This is a genomic window from Acinetobacter sp. CIP 102136, from assembly GCF_000369685.1.
In the GTDB taxonomy this organism is placed as follows: Bacteria; Pseudomonadota; Gammaproteobacteria; order Pseudomonadales; family Moraxellaceae; genus Acinetobacter; species Acinetobacter fasciculus.
On sequence record NZ_KB850142.1, the window covers coordinates 901,086 to 923,466 of the forward strand.

A 22,381-nucleotide genomic window follows, 5' to 3' on the forward strand; every position below is an offset into this window, starting at 1 on the left:
TATTTTCTCTCCTCATTGAAGGAGGTTGGAAATCTCTAATCGGAGCTTGCCTGGATTGATTTATTTAATTTCCAAATTTTGAAAATATTAATCAATTTTAATTAAGAAATAAGGACATATAAATAATATTTTGATCATTCAAAAATAATATAAATAAAAACCACTATATTGAAATATAGGGTTTCTATTTAAAATTTAATCCATATTTTTAAATTTTAAAATATATTAGACAATATAACGTTTACTTAATCCCCACTCGGCTAAGATTCGACGATAGGTCGTTGAAGAGCGATCTGCTTCAAAATGCGCTTCCATAGAAATATCGAGCGGTAATTCTTCAGGTTTTTGGCTTTCTACCATGTCCTGATCTTCGGCAAAAATTTGTGCATTGAAGTCATATACCGCCTGTAAATCTCCTGTGGTATCGAAGTTGCGTGTCAGTGGTACAAATAAACGGGTTTTATTGTGTGAGACCGGACAACAGGCATTGAGAATTTTTAATTGTCCCTGTTCTGGGAAATGTACGGTTAGCACCGCAGAAAACGGTGGATAGACATCAAATACACGTTTCCACAAAAAGCCTTCCGGTGCCAGATCTTGCATACCATGTGGATAGTTGCTGACACTGCTGACATATTCGGTATGCAGGCCGTAATCTGTACGTTCTGTCGTGTATTTGGGTACAACCTGATTTCCAGGATCTGCGAAAGAACCCTGATGAACCCAGGCAAAATGTGCAACATCAATAAAGCCTTCCAGTTGACGGCCACTTGAGCCGGCAATATCCACAAACGGCGGCAAAATTGCCTGGTGATCTGGCATCTCCCAGGTATCTAAAACAGGGAAATTGGCTTTTGCTTCGTCACGGCCAAAAATACTGGTCCAGATCAAGCCATATTTTTGCACTACAGGAAATTTAGTCAGAGAAAAACGCTCAGAAATGTTGGTCAGCTCGGGTTGTGCAGGAATTTTGATACATTTACCTTGGCCATTGTAGTGTAGACCATGATAAGGACAGACCAGATTTTCACCCGAAACCCAGCCTTTGGTTAAGGGTACACCCCGGTGTGGACAGAGATCACGGACCAGATGAATATCTCCACTTTCTGTTTTGTACAATGCCAGTTTGACATCAAGCAGGGTCACTTGTTGCGGTTGGGTAGAAACGTCCTGAATCCGTGCCACCGGATACCAGTGACGAGCCAGAATGTCCCAGTCCTGATCATCAAACTGGCTATAGCAGGGTTTGTTGAATAAATTAATGACTGGAATGGCGTTCATATCAAACCTATATTCTTACCGTGGGTAGTCTCTTTTTAAAGGCCTTGAACATTGCAGAACTGTGCAATTTTGGCTTTGCTTATCATTGAAATTACTTAATTTATTGTCATTCTGTCTATTAGAATGATTCGTACTATTCATTCTTAAAATTAGAACACGTCAACCATGTACAAATATACTCGCCGATTAAAGCTGCCTTCTTTGGCATAAAACTCGCATAAATTACGGTTATCTCAAATATTGATATAAATAAACGGTGGTTCTTCGCTTGAGTAAATTAATGAATACGCCTTTTTCCCGATTTTCAGAATATTTTATCGCGGTGGCGAAAACGGGAAGTTTACGCAAGGCCGCAGATCAATTATTCATTTCCGTGTCTGCAGTACATCGGCAAATTGCTCTGGCTGAAGAAGAACTGGGAATTATGTTATTTGAGCGCTTGCCCAATGGTTTAAAACTGACACTGGCGGGCGAATTACTCTATGCCGATGTTATAAAATGGCAAAAAGAATTCCAGCAAACCCGGATTCGCTTTGATGAAATTCAGGGGCTTACGCGTGGGACCATCGAATTTGGTTTAATTTCTGCCTTAAATGATGGTTTTGTCATGCAGTCCGTGCAATATATGTATGAACATTATCCCTGGATTAATTTTAATATCCGGGTCGCAGACAGTGAAATCGTAGCCAAAAAAGTGATTGAGGCAGATCTGGATTTTGGCCTGATCCTGAATCCGAAATCCCATCAACATATTGAAGTCCTCCATTTTCTGGAACTACCTTTAGGTTTTGTGATGGGTAAATCACACCCTCTTGCTCAAGCAGAAAAGATTTATTTTTCAGATACCTTGAATGACAACCATTTTATTCCGGCCGAACCCCTGATTATTCATGATTATGTAAAGGCATTGTATAAACATCATCAATTTATACCTGCACGTAAAACGGAATCGAATGATATACGCCTGATGAATACTCTCATTAAGGCGAATTCCGGGATTGGAATTTTTAGTTATCTCGATGTTTTACCGTATGTCGAGCGAGATGAAGTGGTCTTTAAACCTATCTCTGAAAAAGGGCTGCATCCGCTGACCATTGCCCTCTGTGTGGCGCCTAAACGCCAGATTTCACGCGTTTCCCAGTTGATGATCAAACATATTATTGAACAAATGGAAGCCTTAAAAAGCAAGGTGCAGCAACTGTAGTATTTTCATACCTAAATAACAAAAACCGCGATGGCTAAAATCGCGGTTTCTCGATATGTGATGCTATTAATTAGACTTAATCCAATGGATTACCCACAATATTGCTAATAATGCCTTTCATAATATGTGGGCCTTGCTCTTTCCGTAGGTCTGCATACCAGTCTTTGGTAATTTGCTCATCTTTCATATGCGTGACATCACAACGCTTACGTGCACGTAGCAGCAATTCATTGGCGCGTTCATTGCGTTTATTCTGATAGCGTTTCAGGGCATCTTCCAGACCTAGCGTATTAATTTGTAAGGCACGTGCCAGATAGACCGCATCTTCCATTGCCTGGCAACCTCCCTGTCCGATATCGGGTGTAGTGCTATGTGCTGCATCCCCTAAAATTACCACACGGCCCTTATAAAACTGGGTAAAAGGCTCAATATCATGGATTTCGACACGATTGGTTTTCTGCTCATCAATACTGTCAATCAGGCATTGAACCTGGGAGCACCAGCCAGAGAAATATTGCTTTAATAAGATCTTATATTCCGAACGTTGATTCTCCAGACCTGCGGGCAATGGCACATCAAAGAAGAAATAAAAGCGATGCTCTGCCACAGGCATCAGTGAAGCGCGTTTGCCTTCACCGACAAAAGTGGTCCACTGCTGTGCGGGCGCTAAATCTTCAGAGATCTCAACCAGTCCGTTCCAGTTCACATAGCCAGCATAACGGCGTTCAACCTGTTTGCCCAATACATACTGACGCGTCATGGAATGGGTACCATCTGCGCCAATCAATAATGCGGCAGAAACAGTGCTGCCATCCTGAAAACCGATTTCAACGTGTTGCCCCTTATCCTCAATAGACACCATTCTTTTACCGAGCTGAATATCCTGCCGGCCAAACGCATCCATTAACATATTTTGTAATTCAGCACGCGATACCGGATATGGACGTTGACCGACTTCTTCAATTAACGGCGCCAAACTAAACTGCGTCATGACCTCGCCATTCAAACCATCGATATAGGCTAAGTCATTCATCTGGCCACCTAACTTTGCTACCTGTTCAGTTAAGCCCAGATAGTTCAAACACTTCACCCCGTTTGACCACAAGGAAATTGCAGCACCGACAGGTAAAATCTGTTCTGCCTGCTCATAGATGGTGACCCGATGTCCGAACTTTTTTAGTGCAATTCCTGTGGTTAATCCGCCCATGCCTGCCCCAATAATTGCAATCTCCATCTATTCCTCCTGGCTATTTCATCTTCATTGCCAGCTAAAATGCTAAAAACGTGCCATCCTGAAAAAAATGCACTAAAAAAATAGCAAGAGTTGGCACACGCTGTGCTTTTAAATTCCTTCAATGTCCTGTTTTTATAAAGGCAGAAGACCTAAATTTGTATTTATAAAAGTGCATATTCATGTGACGTATACCAATGATGGAAATTTAAGATGGCGACCTTATTAGCTCCAATTTTTGATCTGCCTGCTCCAGTACAGCAGTTAACTAACCTTGCAGATGCCCGAATTGGCGCAGAAATTCTTGAATGTTCAGATGAGTTTTTTGCTGAAGCAAAACGCATGTTGCAATTTGAGGCACCGGTCTTTATCGAAGACAAGTTTGATGAGCATGGCAAATGGATGGATGGCTGGGAAACCCGTCGCAAGCGCCACACGGGCTATGATTGGGCCATCATTAAACTTGCTGTTGCAGGTCAAATACAGGCACTGGATATTGATACGACTTTTTTTAGCGGTAATTATCCGGCCTCTGCTGCTGTGCAAGCATGTTATGCGCCAGATGGAAATCTTGATCAGGCAGAATGGATCAGCATTATAGAAAATAATGTCTTGGGCCCCAGCCAGCATCATATTGTTCAGATTTCAGCAAAGCAGATATTTACCCATGTCCGTTTGAATATTTATCCTGACGGTGGGATTGCACGTTTTAAGGTCTATGGTCAGGTAAAAATCAATCTGCAAGATAGTGATCAAATGCTAGATGTTTTGGCACTAGAACATGGTGGCCGTGTCGTTGCCTATAGCGATGCGCATTTTGGACATCCACGCAATCTGATTAATCCGGGACGTGGCATTAACATGGGCGATGGCTGGGAAACCAAACGGCGTCGTGCTCCAGGATTTGACTGGTGCATTTTGGCTTTAGGCGCCAGTGCCCGAATCGAGAAAATTGAAATTGATACCGCCCATTTTAAGGGAAATTTCCCTGCAGAGGTTTCTATTCAAGCCATCTATGTTGAGGATGCAACCGATGAGCAACTCATTCCACAAAGCATGTTCTGGCCTTTTTTGTTAGCAGCCCAACCTATGCAAATGGATCATATTCATCATTACATCAATGAAATTTTACAACACGAAAAAATTTCCCATATTCGTGTCAACATGATTCCGGACGGTGGCATCAGCCGGATTCGTCTCTGGGGAAAATTGGCTTGAGTGATCAATGATATGTCTATGCAAAGTATAAAAATACAGCCTTTAAGCACTGAAAGTTTTCTGCCTTTTGGAGAAGTCATTGCCTGTCAGGGTAATCATTATTTTCATATCAATGAGCAGCAGACTGAGCGTTATCATGCCCTGGCTGAAGTAGAAAGTGACACCAAGGTCGGACTGAGTATTTTTAGAAATATGCAAGCTACGGCAATTCCTTTTCAAATCTCAATGCTGGAAAGGCATCCTCTAGGATCACAGGCTTTTATTCCGATGCACGGCCAGCAATTTTTAATCGTTGTAGCGCCTGAACTTGATTATACACAGCCCGATATTAGTCAGATTCAGGTATTTATCAGTGATGGTTCTCAAGGGATAAATTATCGTGCCGGAACCTGGCATCATCCATTATTGACCCTTGAAGCACCCAGTGAGTTTGTCGTAGTGGATCGTATAGGTAGCGGATCAAATTGTGATGTTCATCCTTTTCCTGAAAACATCCAGGTCGTATTTTAAACGCATTAAAAAAAGCCCTTTTATCAGGGCTTTTAACTTATTTCTTCATCACTTTGCCTAGAAGTGATATTTCACTAAAGCACTGACATTATTTTCATCGGCATTTGGGATACCGAATTTGTTGTTCCAGATAGAATGTTCAATCCCCAGATATAAATTGGCGTCTGGAGAAATGTGTTTACCGACATTCCATTTCCATTGGGTGGTCCAGTTCATCTCGCTGTCATGATCATCCTCTTCTGTTGACCAGTCCAAGAAGCCATCCACCAGAAATTCTTCAGTTCCCAGTTTAATTGGCACGCCATAGGTCAGTGTCAACTGGTAATCATCATCAATATTCTCATTATTCACGCGATAAAGGTTAATGCTGGCATAACGGAAATATGGAATATCCAGATCGAAACCTACGCCGTACAGGAAGTTATCAAAACCCTCTCCACCTTCCCAGGTCGTTGAAACCAGTACATCTTTAACCGGACCAAAGGCAAGCTTCTGACCCGACACTTCACCCAAGCTCAAACGTGGTGAAAATTCAAAATAACTTGATTTAAAGTCATCTGCACCGCGCATACGGTCAATGAAGAAGAAGACATCTGCATATTTTACTTTTGCCGTATATTCAAAGGTCGCAGTCGCCTGTTTCTCATCGACCACCTCATAGTTTTCTCCATAAAGTCCGGTGACACTGAAGTCTTGCCAGATCGGTTTTGCCTGTGCGGATGCCGCACCCAATACAAGTAATGTTGCAGCAGTAAGTTGAGTGAATCTCATAAATAAGGGTCCCCAATGGAATGAAAGAATCACATTCTGAATTAAGCAAAAACAAAGCCAACATTTTTAATTTTTGATAAAAAACAGCCCATTTTCTGGACTGTTTTCATCCTGGTTTAAATTTTCTAATGTGGAATCTTTGCCACAATTTCTGTAGTCGCTGTGCTTTTATTTTTAAATAGGTTCAGATGATTGAACAACAGGTTGAGTAAAATGGCCATTAAGCAGGTTGAGCTAATCCCCGAATGAAACAAGGTTTGCACCCATTTTGGAAAGTTGGCATAAAAGGAATGATCAATAATGGGAATCATGCCGGCTGCAATAGCCGTCGCAACAATGATAAGATTTTTTTGCTCGTTATAATCAATTTTAGCCAAGGTACGAATCCCGCTTGCAGCGACTGTTCCAAAAAGTACCAGACCTGCACCACCTAATACCGGTACAGGAATGGCAGCAATCAAACGTCCCATAATTGGCAGTAAACCCAACACGACTAAAATCATGCCCCCAGCTGCGACCACAAAGCGGCTTTTAATTCCGGTAATCGCCACCAAGCCGACATTTTGCGCAAAAGCACTTTGCATGAATGACCCAAAAACAGGCGCCATCGCACTCGATAACATATCGGCACGCAAGCCATTCGAGATACGATCCGCATCCACTTTGGTACCTACAATCTCACCCACTGCAATGATATCTGCTGTGGTTTCAGTCATAATGACTAGCGTAACAATGAGCATGGAAATAATGGCGGTTAACTCAAAAGTCGGTAGTCCAAAGGCGAAGAAGCTAGGTACCTGGATCCAGCTACCAGTCGCAACTTTAGAGAAATCACCAAAACCGAATAAATAAGCCAGTACTGAACCTAAAACAATTGCCAGTAAAATAGACAAGCGACGAATAGCAGCATGTTGGCTCAAATTCAGGCAGACGACTAAAGCCAATGTCATCAGTGCCAGACCAATATTTTCGACACTTCCCCATTCTGGTGCCTTGGGATTGCCGCCCATCATCCAGCGGACTGCCACCGGTAATAAGGACAAACCAATGATAGTAATGACGCAACCGGTTACCACAGGTGGAAAGAAACGGATAATTTTGGAGAAATAAGGCGCGAGGAAAAAACCGATCAATGAGGCGACAATGACCGCACCGTAAACTGCTTGCAAACCACCGCCTGTGGTCACAATCGCGACCATCGTCGCAACGCCAGCGAAAGAAACCCCTTGTACCAAAGGTAATTTCGCGCCGATATATTTCACCCCAACGGTTTGCAAAATTGTGGCTAAACCACCCACAAATAGCGCCACTGCAATCAATAATCCAATTTGATAAGCTTCCAGACCGGCGGCCGTTCCCACGATTAAAGGTGGTGCAATAATTCCGCCATACATAGTCAGTACGTGTTGCAAACCGTAAGCTGCACTTTTTCCCGCACCTAAATATTCATGTTCAGGTGATATTGTTTTACTTTGTTCTGTCATTTTTCTCACCCTCAAAGTCTAAATATAAAATCAGCTTCCGCGATATGTGGAGTACGCGAATGGGCTGATCAGTAAAGGAATATGAAAATGCTGGGACGCATCTTTCACATAAAAATGAATAACTGCTTTAGGAAAAAAAGTTTCTAAACCCGAATTTTCAAAATAGGCAGATGTAAAGAACTCAAGACTATAGGCACCCGCTTTAAACTCGGTCATGCCGAAATCACTGACGCGGCCGTCTGCATTGGTTTTTGCTTCCCTAATCAGGCGACCGTCTTCAGCAAAAAGTCGAATGACCACGTCTGTCGCAGGTTTTCCCAGATGTGTATCTAAAATATGCGTGCTAATCATGCATGAAGCTCCTGAGCCAGTCGTGACAAGGCAATTTCTGCCAGTTGATGATGGACAATACGTTTCTCAATCTCTGGGTCATTTAGCAAACGATAGTTCAGGGCTTGAAGGACGTCTTCACTGCTCAATCCAGCGGCTTTGATCAGAAAGATAAACCCATATTTTTTTTCATAAGCAAGATTGCCTTTAAGCAGTGCGATCTGGGTATCGTCATCTGCGGCAATGCCGGACTGTTCACGATGGGAAAAGTCTTTTTCGATTTCACTCAATTCAGCCTGTGCCTGTTTTTCACCTATACGGGGATGATTATCCAACGCAGCTTTAATCTCATCCCAGTTCCAAGTTGCTGATTGTTGTTTCGCTGCATTCAAAACATCCTCAACCGAGGTATAAGGACGCTTTGCGGCAAGCTCGATCGACCAACTGGGTATTTGCACACAGTGCTTTAAAAAGGTCTTCGCATCTTCTGCTGATGCTTGATTAAATTCAACAAGTTGCACTCTTCAATCGCCTGATTATATTGCTTGGTTATTTAAAACTGGTTTTGCAATAACAGTGCCAAAGCTGATGTGTTTGTTATTTTTATAAAGTGCATGACTCAAAAAAGAGCATTTAACCTGATCTTTTCAAATACATTTTATGATTATGGCGCATGATGGTTATACCAGTGCTCGGCAATATCCCCACGGCGGCAAATCCAGACCTTGTCATGATTTTGAATGTAGTCCAGGAACTTTTGTAGAGCTTTAAAACGTCCCGGCCGTCCTAAAATACGGCAGTGCATGCCAATCGACAGCATTTTTGGCGCAGTTTCTCCCTCGGCATAGAGCACATCAAAAGCATCTTTGAGATATTGATAAAACTGTTCCCCGCTATTAAAACCGCCCGGTGAACTGAATTTCATGTCATTGCTATCCAGGCTATAAGGAATAATCAAATGTGGACGTGTTTCCCCCACCTGATTGGTCAAGGTGCTCCAAAATGGCAAGTCATCCCCATAGTAATCAGCGTCATATTTGATTTGAGGAAATTCAGCCAGAAGTTGACGGGTATTCGGACTGTCCCGACCGGTATACCAGCCGATCGGTGCCTCATCAAACAGGCTTTCCAGAACACTGATCGCCTGATCCATATATTGGCGTTCGAGTTGAAGCGGCATGTCCTGATAATGTAGCCAGCGCTGCCCATGTGAAACGACATCATAATGGGCTGATTTAATCGCCTCGACCACATAAGGATTACGTATTAAGGCCATGCCGACTCCAAAGATGGTCATCGGCAAACCACGTTTCTGGAACTCCTGATGAATGCGCCAGAAGCCTGCACGTGAACCATATTCGTACATCGAATCCATCGACATATGTTTATCTGGAAAGCTGGCAGCACCAATGATTTCAGATAAAAACTGTTCTGAACCGGCATCACCATGTTCAATGTGGTTTTCACCACCTTCTTCATAATTCAGTACAAACTGTACCGCGACACGCGCGCCGTTTGGCCATTGCACTTTTGGTGGTTCACCATGATAGCCAATCAGGTCACGCGAATAAGGTGCACTGCGAATGCTCTCGATAAGTTCTTGTCCGCGTAAGTAGCTAGTCGTCACATCAATTCCTTGTCGATTCTAGTAAATGATCAATGGTCTATACGCGTGATAAGCAATTTATGCGCCAAAGTAGAGCATTGAAATTGAGAGCACGCTTTTTAAAAAATATTTTCAGCGAGATTTAAGCTTAGAAATATCCCATCTCAATATTTGCGTAGTTGAACATAAAAAACCTGGAAAGATGCTTATTTTGTTTTTAATCGCTGGTCAGTGTTCTGATTTACGCAATCCTATGTCCTGTTAATTGAAATTTCATAGAACACATTGCTGTTTTATAGTCTAGCTAAAGGTCATGACACAGAACCCATTATGAATACAAATATCGCCGCTTTTAGTCCCGACTTACCAGTCCATATGACATTCGAGGAACATGACTGGCATCTTTTGGCTCAGTACTGGTATCCGATTGCACTTGCGCGTGATATTACAGATCAGCCAACAAGTAGCATGCTGCTTGATATGCCTCTGGTGATTTATAAAATGAACGATGAACTGGTGGTGGCGAAAGATGCATGTCCGCATCGCGGTGTACCTTTAAGCTTGGGAAAAAATGACGGCCAAGGCGTGGTGTGTCGTTATCACGGTTTACGCTTTAGCAATGAAGGTAAATGCAACCGTATTCCTGCACATCCTCAGCATAAAATATCGGAACGTTTCCATTTGAAAACTTATGCTGCGGTAGAAAAGTATGGTCTGATCTGGTGTTCATTAAGCGCTACAAAAGATGCAGAACCTCATATTCCTAATATGCCTTTTTGGGATGATGCTGAGTATCAGCAACTGGTCTGCCCTCAGATAGACATTCAATGTTTTGCAGGAAGACAGCTCGAAGGTTTTATTGATGTGGCTCATTTTGCCTGGGTGCATCCAGACACTTTTGGCGATCCGGAGGATGTAGAAGTTCCTGATTACAGTACGACAGAAACGGAGGTCGGTTTTAATGCAGATTATATCAGCAGTGTGGGACGTTATCCGATCGGAATCGAGCAGCGTGGCCAGGAAGATTTTAAATGGTTACGTCATTTTGAAGTGAGCCTACCCTTTACTGCAACACTTACGATTCATTTTCCAAATCATGCCAAGCAGGTCATCATGAATGCGGCTTCACCCATGACTGCGCGTTCAACACGACTTTTTGCACCTATTTGCCGCAATTATGATAAAGATTTACCGGTTGAAGATGCCTATGCCTTTAATATGAAAATTTTCGAGGAAGATCGTGTGATTGTAGAAAATCAGAAACCTGAATATTTACCTCTGGACTTATCTTTAGAAGCGCATTTTCCGGCAGATCGAAGCTCGAGTATGTACCGAAAATTACTACGTAAACGGGGATTTAGTCCTTTATTTGCTGCTTAAAATTTTATTCAAAAGAAAGATTCATAATAAATAACCAGGGTTAGAGCTCCTCTGATATTTAAAAATTAATTGGGTTATATATTGATTTCTATGAGGATACATCTTGTTATATAGCCTCATAAGCCTTGTATTCTGGTGAAGATAAGGCCTTTTAGAACGATAAAGAACTTTAAGAAGATAAAATTAGTTTTTTATTAAAATAGGTATATAATAAATAAAATCACTTTACTTTACTATTTTAATAAAATTATGGATCAATATTGCACACTGCAGATTTATCAGGAAGATGAATGGCTGGATTGCGCTATTGTTGAGATTGTCGGTCAACAACAAACTGGATGGCAAGCAGCCACGCGCACATCATATCTATTTGAATATGCTATTTCTTATATGAACCTAAGTGATGGGCATGCGCTAGCCTATCATTTACCAGTAAATGTGCAAAATACCTTGCAATCTACCTGGCCGGCCTTCCTGATGGATTTGTTACCTCAAGGTTATGGTCGTAAAGAATTACTCCGTCAGCTTAATTTTTCTGAAAATACCCAAGAACAAGCAGACTGGGCCCTTTTAAAAGCCGGGGCAGGCAATCCGATTGGTAATTTACGGATTAAAGAGGCTTATGAATGGCTACAGGGGCAGTTCCCTGTTCAGCAGAATCATGGCTTTAGTCTGGACCAAGTCGTAGAACGTCAAGAAAAATTTATTGAATCCTTGGCCTCTTATGGACTTTTTATTGCCGGTTCTTCTGGTATTCAGGGCGAGTGGCCAAAATTACTGCTGACCCAAGGTCACGATGACCTGTTCTATCTGGATCACACGCTGACAGATGATCAGGTCAAACAGCATTGGCTGGTGAAATTCAGTCGTGGCAGTGATCAGAATCTAGATAAAATTTTGATGCACGAAGCCTTATATATGAAAATTGCCCAATACCTGGGACTTCGTGTTCATCAGGAACTGGAGCTGCATGGTAAGACTTTATTTATTCCCCGATTTGACCGTAAAGTCAGCGATGGGAAGGTTGAAAGAATTGCCCAGGAAAGTATTGCTTCTCTGGGAGGAAAAGCCGGTTTTGGGGTAAGAATGACCCATAACCAGATCTGTAGCCTGTTGATGCAATGCTGTACTGAACCAAAACAGGAAATCTTTGAATATTTGAAGCGTGATCTTGCCAATGTCGCTTTAGGCAATAAAGACAATCATACCCGTAATACAGCGATTCAACGTTTCAATAATGGAATCATTCAACTAACCCCATTATTTGATTTTGCGCCGATGTGGCTCCATCCAGATGGTATTGCCCGAACTACACGTTGGGAGCGAGATGATCATGGTGGCATGCCAATTTGGCATTCAGTCATTGAACAGATCGCCGAAAGCACGATGATTGATCCACAAGAAATCAAAGCGGTATTAATCGAGCAATTACCACTTTATCAGGGGTTACTCGAGCACATGCAGCATCTGCAATTGGCACCTGAAATTCTTGAAAATAGCCAGTATCGAATTAATAATATTTGCCAACAATTGGAGGAGCTGAATCATGGATAAACGCTTTAAGCCCCTGACCCCGATTCAACAGATGCAAAAGAGATTATCTGTACTTGAAACCGTCAGCAACAATCCTGACTGGCCTTTTCATCAGGTTGCTCGCTTCATTCGTACCGAGTTGCACCTCACACTCAACGATATGGCTAAAATTACCAAGATTGCTCCCCAGACTCTACAGAAAATGGAACAACCTGAAGGCAATCCAACACTCAAGTCTATGCAGAAATTACTGGATGCTTTTGGTTTAAAGTTAGAAATCAGGGTTAAATCCTGATGATAATCTGATGCTTTAATTGATATTTAGGGGAATTTTAGAGAAGAAGAATGACTTAACAACTGAAAATATGCCCTCCTCCAATCTGTTTATTGAGTCCTTGCTCCATCGCAGGAATCCCGGTTTAAATTAAACACGGGATTCACTGGAGGCTGATATTTTCTCATCAGTTTTTTAATGAATAAGTTTACTTTTTAAACATTATTATGAAGAAATATCAACACAGAGATATTTCATTTCAAGGTATTCATCCATACCGAATTTAGACCCTTCACGGCCTAACCCTGATTGCTTGACTCCACCAAATGGCGCAACCTCATTAGAGATAGCTCCGGTATTGATTCCCACCATACCGTATTCTAAGGCTTCACCTACACGCCACTGACGTGCTGTACTTTGGGTAAATACATAGGTAGCCAGACCGAATTCTGTATCGTTCGCCATCTGAATTGCTTCTTCTTCAGTCTTGAAACGGAATAACGGCGCCAACGGTCCAAAAGTTTCTTCTTTTGCCACACGCATCTGCTGAGTAACTTCAGTCAGAAGCGTTGGCTCGAAGAATGTACCGCCCAGATTTGAGCGCTGTCCACCGGTTTTCACTTGTGCACCTTTGCTCACTGCGTCAGCAATATGTGACTGCACTTTTTCAATCGCAGCCTCATCAATTAATGGACCTTGGGTAGAAGCTTCATCACGGCCATCACCGACTTTCAGCTTGGCAACGGCAGCCACCAGTTTTTCTACCAGCGCATCATAAATGCCATCTTGTACATAAATCCGGTTCGCACAAACACAGGTCTGTCCACTATTACGGAATTTACTGGCCATAATGCCCTGTACAGCCTGTTCGAGATTGGCGTCATCAAAGACCAGAACCGGTGCATTACCACCAAGTTCTAAGGACAGTTTTTTGATGGTCGGTGCACATTGCTGCATCAGGATACGGCCGACTTGAGTCGAACCGGTAAAGCTTAACTTTTTCACAGTTTCGCTTTCACATAAGACCTGACCTACTTTAACCGCATCACCACTGACATGCAGTAATACATCTTGTGGTAAACCTGCGCGCAAGGCCAAAACTTCCAGTGCATACGCAGTTAAAGGTGTTTGTTCAGCCGGTTTAACCAGCATGGAACAGCCGGCAGCCAGAGCTGGCGCGGCTTTACGGGTAATCATCGCCGCCGGAAAATTCCATGGTGTAATGGCCGCTGTCACCCCAATCGCCTGCTTAATGACCAATAACCGTTGATGGGCAAGCGTTGGAGTCAACACATCACCATCAATACGGCGTGCCTGCTCAGCAAACCAGCGGATAAAGGAAGCAGCATAACCGATTTCACCCCGTGCCTCAGCCAGTGGCTTGCCCTGTTCAGCAGTCAGGATCTGAGCCAGGGACTCTTTATTTTCCTGCATCAGATCGAACCAGGCCCAAAGCACATCCGCACGTTCAAGTGCTGTCTTGGCTTTCCAGGCTTTTTGGGCTTGCTGAGAACGAGCAATCAGCTGTTCTACAGACGCCCGGTCATGGGATTTTACCCAGGCCAAAGTGGCTTGGGTTGCTGCATCGTTGACTTCAATATATTCACCCGTGGCAGGCTGATCGAAGCTGATATCAGGATGCTGTAATAAATCTCTATATTGCGTTTGAAGCATGATCATTACTCTTTCATTAGGCTGCGACAGACAGTGCAAACCCTTGTTTCAAGATAGCCAATCCCGCACGGAACTGTTCTGCTGGAATGGTGAGCGGGTATAGGAAACGGATTACATTACCATAACGACCACAGGTCAGGATTAACAGACCATTTTGCATGGCATTGTTTTGTACAGCTTTTGCCTGTTCCGCAGTTTCGAGCTCAACCGCCACCATTGAACCCAGTGCGCGAATATCTTTAACCATGCTAGAGGACATTTTCAGTTCATGCAAAACATCAACCAGTTCTGCGCCTAGATCATTTGCTCTCTCACAAAGACCTTCTTCTTCAATGATATCCAGTACCGCATGGGCAGCCGCGACAGCAACCGGGTTACCTGCATAAGTGCCGCCCAATCCACCCGGATTTGGTGCATCCATGACTTCAGCACGACCTACAACGCCTGAGATCGGGAAACCGCCGCCCAGACTCTTGGCCATCGTGATCAGGTCTGGCTTGGTCTCATAATAATCCATCGCAAACAGTTTACCTGTACGTGCGAAACCAGACTGTACTTCATCAGCAATCAGTAAAATGCCGTTTTGATCGCATAGTACACGCAAGCGTTTCAGGAATTCTGCAGGCACCACATTAAATCCGCCTTCGCCTTGTACAGGCTCAAGCACAATCGCTGCTACGTCATGCGCAGCAATATCTTCTGCGAAAATGTCTTCAATGCTTTGAATTGCATCATCAACACTAATGCCTTTGGATTCCACCGGATAACGGGCATGGAAAACACCACCAGGCATCACCCCAAAGTCGCGTTTATAAGGTGCAGTTTTACCGGTCATTGCCATTGTCATAAATGAGCGGCCGTGAAAACCATTGCCAAAAGTCACAATGCCATGACGGCCAGTATGGGCACGGGCAATTTTAACTGCATTTTCGACAGCTTCAGCACCCGTTGAAAAGAATGAGGTTTTTGCAGCACCCTGGATGGGAGCGCGTGCATTGATACGTTCTGCCAGAGCAACGTAGCTCTCGTATGGTACAACCTGATAAGCCGTATGGGTAAATTTGGTTAATTGTTCAGTGACCGCAGCAATAATTTTAGGATGGCGATGGCCAGTATTCAGTACGGCGATCCCGCCCGCAAAGTCGATATATTGATTGCCTTCTGCATCCCAGATGGTCGAGTTTTCTGCTTTCTCTGCGTACCATTGACACATGACCCCAACACCACGTGGTGTCGCCTGCTGTTTACGTGCATTCAGTGCTGAGTGTTTACTGTCCATTTTGTATCCTCATTCTTGATTCATACGTTGTAAATTTTGCTATCCGGATCTTGGGATAGAAATTTGCCAAAGACCGGCTGATATGGTTCATTTTGCGCTTTTATACGTATGAGACGAGAGCCATTATTGAGTAATTCAAAGGAGCCAATTGATCTATTTAAAACGAGTAAAATAGTCAAAATATAAAATTATTTTATTTATAAACAATTATTTATATTTATAATGAAAATTGGCTCCTTTTTAAATAAAGAAGCCAATTTAAAAACCCATTGCAAAAATTTACGATGGGTCATCATGGATTAAATCCATTCGTTTTTATGGATTAACCCATCTTGCAAAAAACTTCGCTTAACCCGGATAGATGCCGCGTTCCTGGCGTGCCATTAAAATACGTTCACAAGCCAGAATATAAGCGGCTGTACGCAAAGAACATCCGGCCTGAACTGCTTTTTGCCATACATCCTGTACCGCATTTTTCATACTGGCATCCATACGCTGGTTAATCTCTTCCTCAGTCCAGAAATAGCTGGCCAAATCCTGAACCCATTCAAAATAGCTGACCGTCACGCCACCCGCATTGCAGATCACGTCTGGCACCACCGTAATATGACGCTCACTCAGAATTTCATCCGCTTCAGTCAAAGTGGGACCATTGGCACCTTCCAGAATCATTTTGGCCTGAATATTTTGCGCGACCTGAGTATTAATCACACCTTCCAGCGCTGCCGGAATAAAGACTTCGGCAAGAATGGTCCAGAAAGCTGATGCAGAAATTTCATCGCTGGTAGAAAATCCCTGAATTTTATGGTGGGCATTTGAGTATTCAAGCAGCTTTTTAATATCAATCCCCTCTTTCTGATACAGGGTGGCTGAATGGTCCTGAACACAGATCACTTTGCTGCCATTTTCCTGGAAAAGCAGCGCAGCTTCACTGCCCACATTACCGAAACCCTGTACACAAACCCGAGCATTTTTTAAATCCAGACCGATTTGCTGGGCAACTTCACGACCGCTAATAAATACGCCGCGACCTGTAGCTTTACTGCGGCCTAAAGACCCCCCTAAATGCACCGGCTTTCCGGTCACTACACCAGTAATCGTAGAACCTGCATTCATGGAAAAGGTGTCCATCATCCAGGCCATGATTTGCGGATTGGTTCCAACATCCGGCGCAGGAATATCTTTTTGCGGCCCAATAATTAAATTGATTTCTGCTGTATAGCGTCGGGTCAAGCGTTCCAGTTCGCGCTTGGAAAGCTGGCTCGGATCAACCCGCACACCGCCTTTGGCACCACCAAAAGGTAAGTTTAGAGCAGCACATTTGATCGTCATCCAGGCTGACAGAGCCATCACTTCATCTAAATTGACATCTGGATGAAAACGCACACCGCCTTTGCCTGGACCGCGAGTTAAATTGTGCTGAACACGATAGCCTTCAAAATGCTGAACCGTACCATCATCCATGATGACCGGAACATCGACAATCAAACTGCGCTTTGGGCGTCGCAGCATGTCCAGTCGTTCACTCAGCTCACCCAGATAAGGCGCTACTTTATCCAGTTGCTTAAGATAATTGTTCCAGGCCGTTGTACCTTGCTCGGTATAGGTCAATCCTTTCATCATCATGTTCATTCTATGATCCTTTTGTTATATGCAGTCGTATGTCCTGGCGGCTGCAACACATCTCTATTCGGCTGTTATGGCAATCATTGCTTGATTCAGGTCTTAGTTCAGCGAGCTCCAAACAAAATCAGTGTCTAGATTTTCCGCTTTAGTTTTAATCGGTATCTGTGTATATTGCCTGCCCGCCTGTATGCTCGTATTCAAGCCGCAGGTACATGATCAAAACGCATACAAGACACTTTACAATGACTGCCTGATCAGACTATTTTGCACCTAGCAATACCGCTCTCACGAGAGCCATTTCAAATTTGTAGGAGAGAGCCAATTGCGTAGCTTGCTTGGAGATTATTTACTGCAGCGATTGCAGCAAGATGTCACAGGAACATTACAGATGCGACTGTTCCGCTGCTTGCGTAACGCGATTATCGATAGCGTATTGGCTCCCAAAACCCGCTTGCCTGCATCACGTGATCTGGCTAAAGAGATTCAGGTATCGCGTAATACGGTGTTAAATGCCTATGAACAATTACAGGCACAGGGTTATGTTGATGCCCGTACCGGTCAAGGTACCTGGGTAGTAGAGAAATTACCCGAATCCTTTTTGGTGAAGGCAGAACAGAATTCTCCTGCCGTTGCAGAAAAAAAAGCACAGCAAAATTATAATCTGTCGCAACGCGGTTCTTACTTGCTCGGCTATTCCGCGGCTTCGCCTTATCAATGGGGAGCCTTTGTACCGGGCGCACCCGATGTAACCGAATTTCCGCATCATATTTTCAGCAAAATCCAAACGCGTTTGAGCCGTGAACCTCAAGTTAACAACCTGATTTACAGCAATGCCGGTGGCTCCCTAGAACTGCGTCAGGAGCTGGCAGAATATCTGAAAATTGCCCGTTCAGTGCAGTGCGATGCTGATCAGATCATTATTACCGAAGGCACCCATCAGGCAATTGACTTAGTCTCGCGTACTTTAAGCGACATTGGTGACGAAGTCTGGATCGAAGATCCGGCCTATTGGGGCGCGCGTAATATTTTACGAATTAATGGTGTGAATCTGCGTTCCTTACCGGTCGATCAGGAAGGGATTATTCCCGATCTGCATCCCAAGAAACCGCCTAAGCTGATTTTTGTGACGCCTTCGCATCAATATCCCTTAGGTTCACATTTAAGTTTGGAACGGCGCAAACAGTTAATTGCACTCGCACGCCAACACAATAGCTGGATTGTTGAAGATGATTATGACAGTGAGTTCAGGTTCTCGGGCCAGCCCTATCCTTCTTTACAAGGTTTGGAGCCGGATTCTCCGGTGATTTATATGGGGACGTTTAGTAAGACCATTTATCCGGCTCTGCGCATTGGCTATTTAGTGGTACCAAAACAGCTGTTTTCTTCGTTGCGAATTGTGGCCTCGGAACTTTATCGTGGTGGTCACTTAATCGATCAGCAAACACTGGCTGAATTTATCCGTGAAGGACATTATGAAGCGCATATCCGACGGATGCGTTTATTGTATGGCAAACGCCATGCTTTTTTAATTGACCTGATTCGCCGACATTTAGGTGAAGATTTTCTGCATGAATACAATACCGCCGCCGGTTTACATCTGATTTTAAAATTGCCGAGCAGCAGTGATGATGTCTTGATTGCATCCAAAGCGCTTGAACTGGGAATCAAGGTCAGAGCCTTATCGCAATACTATACCAAACATTATTCCACCCGGCAGAAAGGATTATTACTGGGTTTTGCCTGTGTGAGTGAACAGGAAATTCTGGTGGCTTTCGGGATATTATTAAAGTGCTTGCGTGAGCATGGAATTCGCACTTTAACTTAGTAAAAACTTAAGGATCAATACAATTATATTTTTAAAATCAAAAAGCTTTTAATTTATTTTTAAAGGGAACGTAAACCTGCTTTTAGCCTGATATTTTAGGTAGGCTTTATTTTTCTGTAAATATTGCCTGCTTATATTTTTTATCTCTTAAGCCAATTGGCTCCTTTGAATTGCTCAAAAATGGCTCTCGTCACTTTACAACAAAAAAGAGAAATTAACCGCATACATGAACAGCATGTAACCGTACTTTAATCAAAGTGTGATCCTGTCTATAAGACTACAAGGATTTATTTTATTAAGATTAACTTAATATTGGTCAAGCACTGATGAATTCGGTTACAGTTTCAAAGGATAAGATAGCGTAAGCCAAATAAGGAATTTTATTGCCGCTACGCTATTGATATTAAGGGAAATTATATGGCAGAACATCAACATTTCTCCAGTTCCGAATCATCAAACGGCTTAAAAAACGGACTTAAATCACGCCATCTCACCATGATTTCAATTGCCGGCGTCATTGGCGGTGCGCTCTTCGTCGGCTCCGGTAATGTTATCTATTCTGCAGGGCCGGCTGCACTCATGGCCTATACTTTAGGTGGACTATTAGTTTTACTCATCATGCGTATGCTGGGAGAAATGGCGGTACTGAATCCCGACAGCGGCTCATTTTCAACCTATGCGGACCGAGGAATCGGGCGCTGGGCCGGATTTTCCATCGGCTGGTTATACTGGTCTTTCTGGACCTTGCTCATGGGCTGGGAAGCCTTTGTCGCCGGGAAAATCTTAAATAGCTGGTTTCCATTTATCCCGATCTGGGGCTATATGCTTCTGGTCACTGTAGCGCTGGTCTGGATTAACCTCCGTGACGTAAAAAACTTTGGTGAATTCGAGTTCTGGTTTGCCCTGATTAAAGTCATTGCCATTGTACTGTTCCTGGTGTTTGGCAGCTTGGCCGTGATGCACCTGTGGCCTTGGGGCGATGCCTCTATGCTCGGTGGTACAACTCATCTAACCGCTCAAGGCTTTATGCCAAATGGTTTTTCATCCGTGATCACAGCCTTATTGGGTGTAATGTTTGCTTATATGGGAGCAGAGATTGTCACCGTAGCAGCAGCTGAAACCAAAGATCCTGCCAAGGAAATTCGTAAGGCCGCAAACTCTATTGTATGGCGTATCATTTTATTCTATGTCGGTTCAATGCTGATTACGGTTTGCCTGATTCCACACAATAATCCTTTATTGAAAGATCCGACCTGGGGTACGTATAGCGTAGCGCTTACTGCACTTGGTATTCCGGAAGCGCGCCATATTGTGAATTTTGTTGTGCTCACCTCGGTATGTAGCTGCTTTAACTCCGCACTGTATACTTGCTCACGCATGGTCTATTCCCTATCGAAACGTGGAGATGCCCCAAAGAGTTTTGGTTTAACTAACCGCAATAACAGCCCATGGGTAGGTGTTATCTTTTCAAGCCTGTTTTCTTTCGTGGCGATTTATCTGACTGCCACCGAAAGTATGAATATTTATGATGTCTTGATGTTAGCGACTGGTACCGTATCTTTATATGTCTATCTTGCTATTGCCATTTCTCAGCTTAAGTTACGTAAAAAACTGGAAGCTGAAGGACAAAATATTCCATTCAAGATGTGGTTATTCCCATGGCTCACTTATCTGGTCATTATCTTTATTGTCGGCGCTTTAATTACCATGATTATTGAAGGAACCTATTTTAAAGAAGTGGTTTATACCAGTGTGCTTGCATTATTTATTGTGGGCTTAGGCATCTGTGCACAAAAGTTTAACTGGGGTAAAGCCTCAGCCAAAAAGGAAAAGGCAGCACAGGCTAGAATTAATTTAAGTGATAATCTTTAAATTTATTTCTATAGAAATTTTTCAAATACATCAGAATGAATAAATGGAGAGTTAAAAAACTCTCCATTTTTCTTATATATTCCCAGAAAAAGATGCTTATCTATGTCTAGATTTTAAATCTCCGTTGATACCTCACCTTTCCTAATCAAATTTCACCTTTCAAGACCACCTCAGCTATCAAAGTGTAGCCAGAAGCTGTTTCATCAGCTTTTTCTGTTCTGGTTGCTCAACCTGATCCGTTTCAACGAATAATTGATAAATCTCGAATACATTCTGTTATGAAATGTTGAGTCCAGCCTCATTTTGCCTAAAAGCTTCTAATATATTTTTTCTTATATGGCCACAATCATTGGAATTGGAAAAGATATGAATCATTATCCTGAAACCCCAGCTTCAACTGAAACACAAGACCATCAACCGGGTGTACAAACCAAAATGGACCCTGCACCGGAAATTATTAAACCGCATTATAAAGGCAGTGAAAAATTAAAAGGCAAAGTTGCCTTGATTACTGGTGGTGATAGCGGAATTGGCCGCTCTGTATCGGTCTTATTTGCCCGCGAAGGTGCAGATATCGCTATTTGCTATCTGGATGAAGATCAGGATGCACGGGACACCAAAAAAATGGTGGAAGATGAAGGCCGACGTTGCCTGCTGATTCAATGTGATTTACAGGATCAAGATGAAATCAAGAAAATGGTGGAACAGACCCTTCAGGAATTTAAAACGATTAATATTCTGGTCAATAATGCCGGGGTTCAGTATCCGCAAGAAAGTATTAGCGATATCTCGCCCGAGCAATTACTTAAAACATTTAATGTGAATATTCTGTCGATGTTTCACCTGACTCAGGCGGTGATTCCGCATATGCAAGAAGGTGACAGCATTATCAATACGACAAGTATTACCAGTTATCACGGACATGATCAGCTGATTGACTATGCCAGTACCAAAGGGGCCATCACTACATTTACCCGAAGCCTTTCCACCAATTTATTAAAAAATAAAACGGGCATTCGCGTCAATGGAGTCGCGCCAGGTCCTATCTGGACACCACTCATTCCGAGCAGCTTTGATGAAGAGCAGCTTAAAGATTTTGGTAAAAGTACCCCAATGGGCCGCATGGGCCAGCCAAGTGAAGTAGCACCGGCGTATTTATTTCTGGCCAGTGAAGAAGCTAGCTATATTTCAGGTCAGGTGATTCATGTGAATGGCGGCAGTATTATTAACGGCTAATCGGACAAAGAAGATAGCGGTTCTAGTTGACCGTTATCTTCATCTAT

19 protein-coding genes are annotated in these 22,381 nt (G+C 43.1%); 9 read left to right on the plus strand and 10 right to left on the minus strand.

Annotated elements, in window-relative coordinates:
• Positions 1–225 precede the first annotated feature (225 nt).
• Positions 226–1,281: an aromatic ring-hydroxylating oxygenase subunit alpha gene (locus tag F893_RS09855; RefSeq protein ID WP_005251737.1), complete on the minus strand. Its 1,056-nt coding sequence runs from the start codon at positions 1,279–1,281 to the stop codon at positions 226–228.
• A 280-nt stretch (positions 1,282–1,561) separates the two neighbouring features.
• On the opposite strand from F893_RS09855, the gene F893_RS09860 reads away from it, so the two are divergent.
• A complete protein-coding gene (locus F893_RS09860) occupies positions 1,562–2,485 on the plus strand; it encodes a LysR family transcriptional regulator (RefSeq protein WP_005251739.1) in 924 nt (307 codons plus the stop codon).
• Between the two features lie 76 nt (positions 2,486–2,561).
• Here the strand turns inward: F893_RS09860 and hpxO are convergent, their stop codons facing one another.
• Entirely contained in the window at positions 2,562–3,719 is a 1,158-nt protein-coding gene (gene hpxO / locus F893_RS09865; RefSeq protein ID WP_005106985.1) for an FAD-dependent urate hydroxylase HpxO, read from the minus strand.
• Positions 3,720–3,929: 210 nt separating this feature from the next.
• On the opposite strand from hpxO, the gene alc reads away from it, so the two are divergent.
• Both alc and F893_RS09875 read left to right on the plus strand, forming a co-directional pair.
• The gene (gene alc / locus F893_RS09870; protein WP_004280253.1) at positions 3,930–4,934 is read left to right on the plus strand and encodes an allantoicase; all 1,005 of its coding nucleotides are present in this window, start codon (positions 3,930–3,932) and stop codon (positions 4,932–4,934) included.
• 12 nt (positions 4,935–4,946) lie between these two features.
• Positions 4,947–5,444: an ureidoglycolate lyase gene (locus F893_RS09875; protein WP_005251741.1), complete on the plus strand. Its 498-nt coding sequence runs from the start codon at positions 4,947–4,949 to the stop codon at positions 5,442–5,444.
• Between the two features lie 57 nt (positions 5,445–5,501).
• Here the strand turns inward: F893_RS09875 and F893_RS09880 are convergent, their stop codons facing one another.
• The 5 genes from F893_RS09880 to puuE form a co-directional block, all read right to left on the minus strand.
• Positions 5,502–6,215 carry an outer membrane protein OmpK gene (locus F893_RS09880; RefSeq protein WP_005251744.1) on the minus strand — a complete coding sequence of 238 codons (714 nt, stop codon included), beginning with the start codon at positions 6,213–6,215 and terminating at the stop codon, positions 5,502–5,504.
• 125 nt (positions 6,216–6,340) lie between these two features.
• Positions 6,341–7,699 (minus strand): nucleobase:cation symporter-2 family protein, encoded by a 1,359-nt coding sequence (locus F893_RS09885; protein ID WP_005251746.1) that lies wholly within the window; start codon positions 7,697–7,699, stop codon positions 6,341–6,343.
• A gap of 30 nt (positions 7,700–7,729) precedes the next feature.
• The gene (gene uraH, locus F893_RS09890) at positions 7,730–8,050 is read right to left on the minus strand and encodes a hydroxyisourate hydrolase (protein ID WP_004646924.1); all 321 of its coding nucleotides are present in this window, start codon (positions 8,048–8,050) and stop codon (positions 7,730–7,732) included.
• Positions 8,047–8,550 (minus strand): 2-oxo-4-hydroxy-4-carboxy-5-ureidoimidazoline decarboxylase, encoded by a 504-nt coding sequence (gene uraD, locus F893_RS09895; RefSeq protein WP_005251748.1) that lies wholly within the window; start codon positions 8,548–8,550, stop codon positions 8,047–8,049. The genes uraH and uraD overlap by 4 nt, the downstream gene beginning before the upstream one ends.
• Before the next feature lie 143 nt (positions 8,551–8,693).
• On the minus strand, positions 8,694–9,656 hold the full coding sequence (gene puuE, locus F893_RS09900; RefSeq protein ID WP_005251749.1) for an allantoinase PuuE: 963 nt from the start codon (positions 9,654–9,656) through the stop codon (positions 8,694–8,696).
• Positions 9,657–9,965: 309 nt separating this feature from the next.
• Here puuE and F893_RS09905 point away from each other — a divergent pair, with 309 nt between their 5' ends.
• The 3 genes from F893_RS09905 (at position 9,966) to F893_RS09915 (ending at position 12,843) form a co-directional block, all read left to right on the plus strand.
• Entirely contained in the window at positions 9,966–11,015 is a 1,050-nt protein-coding gene (locus F893_RS09905) for a Rieske 2Fe-2S domain-containing protein (RefSeq protein WP_005251750.1), read from the plus strand.
• Between the two features lie 249 nt (positions 11,016–11,264).
• Complete coding sequence (locus F893_RS09910) at positions 11,265–12,569, plus strand: type II toxin-antitoxin system HipA family toxin (protein ID WP_005251751.1); 1,305 nt, start codon at positions 11,265–11,267, stop codon at positions 12,567–12,569.
• Complete coding sequence (locus F893_RS09915) at positions 12,562–12,843, plus strand: helix-turn-helix domain-containing protein (RefSeq protein ID WP_004280265.1); 282 nt, start codon at positions 12,562–12,564, stop codon at positions 12,841–12,843. The genes F893_RS09910 and F893_RS09915 overlap by 8 nt, the downstream gene beginning before the upstream one ends.
• 204 nt (positions 12,844–13,047) lie before the next feature.
• Here F893_RS09915 and F893_RS09920 read toward each other — a convergent pair whose 3' ends face one another.
• From F893_RS09920 to F893_RS09930, 3 genes are all read right to left on the minus strand, one after another.
• Positions 13,048–14,496, minus strand: a complete 1,449-nt coding sequence (locus F893_RS09920) for an NAD-dependent succinate-semialdehyde dehydrogenase (protein ID WP_004646931.1) — start codon at positions 14,494–14,496, stop codon at positions 13,048–13,050.
• Positions 14,497–14,512: 16 nt separating this feature from the next.
• Positions 14,513–15,775 carry a 4-aminobutyrate--2-oxoglutarate transaminase gene (gene gabT, locus F893_RS09925; protein ID WP_005251752.1) on the minus strand — a complete coding sequence of 421 codons (1,263 nt, stop codon included), beginning with the start codon at positions 15,773–15,775 and terminating at the stop codon, positions 14,513–14,515.
• A 348-nt stretch (positions 15,776–16,123) separates the two neighbouring features.
• Positions 16,124–17,395: a Glu/Leu/Phe/Val family dehydrogenase gene (locus tag F893_RS09930; protein ID WP_034436430.1), complete on the minus strand. Its 1,272-nt coding sequence runs from the start codon at positions 17,393–17,395 to the stop codon at positions 16,124–16,126.
• A gap of 328 nt (positions 17,396–17,723) precedes the next feature.
• Here F893_RS09930 and F893_RS09935 point away from each other — a divergent pair, with 328 nt between their 5' ends.
• From F893_RS09935 to F893_RS09945, 3 genes are all read left to right on the plus strand, one after another.
• Complete coding sequence (locus tag F893_RS09935; protein WP_004646934.1) at positions 17,724–19,226, plus strand: MocR-like pyridoxine biosynthesis transcription factor PdxR; 1,503 nt, start codon at positions 17,724–17,726, stop codon at positions 19,224–19,226.
• A gap of 417 nt (positions 19,227–19,643) precedes the next feature.
• Positions 19,644–21,098, plus strand: a complete 1,455-nt coding sequence (locus tag F893_RS09940) for an amino acid permease (protein WP_005251764.1) — start codon at positions 19,644–19,646, stop codon at positions 21,096–21,098.
• Positions 21,099–21,464: 366 nt separating this feature from the next.
• Complete coding sequence (locus F893_RS09945; protein ID WP_004730928.1) at positions 21,465–22,334, plus strand: SDR family oxidoreductase; 870 nt, start codon at positions 21,465–21,467, stop codon at positions 22,332–22,334.
• Positions 22,335–22,381: the final 47 nt, after the last annotated feature.